Origin of the sequence: uncultured Amaricoccus sp. (assembly GCF_937891315.1) — a bacterium.
Lineage (GTDB): Bacteria > Pseudomonadota > Alphaproteobacteria > Rhodobacterales > Rhodobacteraceae > Amaricoccus.
On sequence record NZ_CALAGI010000149.1, the window covers coordinates 1 to 2,590 of the forward strand.

At 69.2% G+C, this 2,590-nt stretch carries 5 protein-coding genes; 3 read left to right on the top strand and 2 right to left on the bottom strand.

Annotated elements, in window-relative coordinates; genetic code table 11:
- Positions 1-118: 118 nt before the first annotated feature.
- Together Q0480_RS14690 and Q0480_RS14695 are read right to left on the bottom strand one after the other, a co-directional pair.
- Positions 119-421: a hypothetical protein gene (locus Q0480_RS14690; RefSeq protein ID WP_299134040.1), complete on the bottom strand. Its 303-nt coding sequence runs from the start codon at positions 419-421 to the stop codon at positions 119-121.
- Positions 422-437: 16 nt separating this feature from the next.
- Complete coding sequence (locus tag Q0480_RS14695) at positions 438-1,130, bottom strand: metal-dependent hydrolase (RefSeq protein ID WP_299134042.1); 693 nt, start codon at positions 1,128-1,130, stop codon at positions 438-440.
- Positions 1,131-1,184: 54 nt separating this feature from the next.
- Between Q0480_RS14695 and Q0480_RS14700 the strand changes: the two genes are divergently transcribed.
- From Q0480_RS14700 to Q0480_RS14710, 3 genes are all read left to right on the top strand, one after another.
- Entirely contained in the window at positions 1,185-1,325 is a 141-nt protein-coding gene (locus Q0480_RS14700) for a hypothetical protein (protein ID WP_299134043.1), read from the top strand.
- On the top strand, positions 1,325-1,468 hold the full coding sequence (locus Q0480_RS14705; protein ID WP_299134044.1) for a hypothetical protein: 144 nt from the start codon (positions 1,325-1,327) through the stop codon (positions 1,466-1,468). Before Q0480_RS14700 ends, Q0480_RS14705 begins: the two co-directional genes overlap by 1 nt.
- 192 nt (positions 1,469-1,660) lie before the next feature.
- Positions 1,661-2,329, top strand: coding sequence for a serine protease (locus Q0480_RS14710; protein ID WP_299134045.1), 669 nt, complete (start codon positions 1,661-1,663; stop codon positions 2,327-2,329).
- Positions 2,330-2,590: the final 261 nt, after the last annotated feature.

Below are 2,590 nucleotides of genomic sequence, written 5' to 3' on the forward strand. Positions count from 1 at the left end.
GCGTCCGCGGCCGGTCTCGCCGACGGTCGAGACCGGCGGCCCATCCGTCACGCCCGACGCCCGGCTGGGGCTTGTGTCCGACCCCTGAGTAAAGAGTCAGTCGGCGTGGCCGTTGGTATCAGCGGATGGCCTGACGTGCCTGGTGCTCCCATTCCGCGGCGATGTCGGCGCCGGCGGGACGGGCGCCGGCGCGGCGATACCAGTAGTCGGAATTGGCTTGGTCGCCCTCGATCCAGTGCGCGAGGGCGTGGATCAGATCGTAGACCCTCGTGCCCTCGGCCGACTGGCAGATCTCATGCGCGTGCTCCCACTCCTCCTCGGGCACGAGATCGCCCTTGCGCAGCCACCAGAGCGCCTGGAGCGGCCGCGTCAGGCCGGGCGGGGGCGCGTCGAGATCGAGGCTCTGGAGGATCGGGTCCATGGGAATGCCCCCGCGGTCAGAGAAGGATCGGCTCCAGCACCTCGGGTTCGATCACCTCGACACCCGGCAGTTCCGCGCGGAGCAGGTCGGCGTTCTGCTCCAGCACCGGAAAGGTGCGGTAGTGGCAGGGGATCACCGTGCGGAAGTTGAAATAGCGCTTGGCGGCATAGGCCGCGCGGCGCATGTCCATGGTGAAGAAGCCGCCGGCGCAGAGGATGCCGATTTCGGGGTGGTGCAGCGCCTCGAACAGCTCCATGTCGGCCATCACGTCGGTATCGCCCGAGACATAGACCGTCCGGCCCTCGCCCTCGATCATGAAGCCCGATTCGTGGCCGCCATAGACCGGACCGTCCGGACCGGCGAAGGAGGAGGAATGGGTGGCGTTGACCAATGTCACCGCGACCTCGCCGAGGCGGACCGTGCCGCCCTTGTTGAAGCCGACCACCTCGACGCCATACGCATTGGCCCAGTGGGTCATCAGATCGTAGATGCCGACCACCGGGATGCCGAGATCCTTCGCGATCGCCGGGCCGTCGGTGGCATGGTCGCCGTGCGCGTGGGTCATCAGCAGATGCGTGGCCCCGGCGATGGCTTCCTCGCGGCGGGCGGGGTCGAACATCGGATTGCCGGTCAGCCAGGGATCGATCAGCAACACCTGATCCGCGATCTCGAGCCGGAAGCCGGAATGGCCGAGCCAGATTGCCTTCATCTCGTGTCCTCCCCCATTCTCACGCCGTGACGGCGATCTCGCGAAGGAATGTGAATGGACTGGCCGCGCGCGGTCAACAACTACTGCGAGCGGGTCGCGGGGCCGGTGAACGGCTCGGTCTCCTACATGCCGGTGGTGATCCTGATCGCGGCCTATGCGCCGGCGCGGCGTAGGGGCTGGCGATCGGAGCGCTGATGCTGAGCCTGTCGCTTGTCTTCCGCTCGGTGGATCAACTGGTCTGCCCGGTCTTTCCGGTGGGGACGCATTTTTTCTGGCACATGCTGAACGGGGCGATGCTCGGCTGGATGATCGTCGTCCTGGCACGACATCGGGGTTGAGCCGGTGGCGGCACGGCGCGCCGCCTTCGTGGTGAACGGGCTTTAATCAAAGAGTTGAAATACTTGCGCCAGGTCGGATTAGCCGTTCGGTAAGGCGCGGCCTTCAATCTGCCGTCTTGGGACCAACCGTGGGGGGCGGTCCCGGGGTGGGGGAACGGGATGGGAGTCCGACGGGGGGTCGGTGGCGCTGGCATGGCCATGCGCCCTTGGTGGGCGATTCTGACCGCGCTGGCGATGGGCCTTGCCCTGCTGGCCGCGCTGGGCGGCGATGCGCGCGCGCGGCCGACGCCGCGGCCGCTTGACTACCACGCCATGGTGCTGAACGGCCGCGTCGTCGGTTCGGCTTTCATGATCGCCGAGGCGGTGGGGGTCACCAACGCGCATGTGCTGCGTGGCCGGCGCGTCGGCGACAAGATCACGCTGGTACCATCGGATCCGAGCCGCGACCCGGTGCTCGCGCGGATCCGGGCGATCAGCGCGCGAATGGACGTCGCGGTGCTCGACCTGCCGCCGGACCTGCTGCCGCTGGTGCCGGCGGTCGGCAGCGTGGCCGCGGGGGAGCGGGTCGTCTCGGCGGGGATCGACGCCGGTGGCCCGGCCTGGCCGGGCGCACCACGCGAGGCGGCGGGCGTCGTGCTCGATCCGCGCGCCTCGATAGAGGTGTTCGGGCCGGGTCTGATCCTCCGCATGCCCGAGGCGCGGCCCGGGTTTTCCGGCGGTCCGTTGCTCGACGCGCAGGGGCGGCTGATCGGCATGGTGACCGCGATCCGCGACGGCGAGGCCGCCAGCGCGCGCGAGGCCTATGCCCTGCGCGTCGCCGAGGTCCGCGCCGAGGTCGGGCGCCTGCTCGCCGGGCGCTGAGAGGTCGTCTGAAAACCCGGACGGGTCGGTCCGGCGGGTCGTTTCGCGCCTGGGTCGCGTCGGTCACGGAGGCCGATATTCCCGATACTGCCCCCCGTGACCTCCAGCCGGGCGCCAAGAATCCCTTTCCGGCCCTCCGCCGCCGAATGTCCAGACAGCCTCTGACCCCGGCGCTCATACCAAATCCGTTTGATTGCTTCACCTTCGCCCTTCCCCGCCCGGACCTCGCGCAGCCGCCCAAGGCGGCGCCCCGGTCGATGT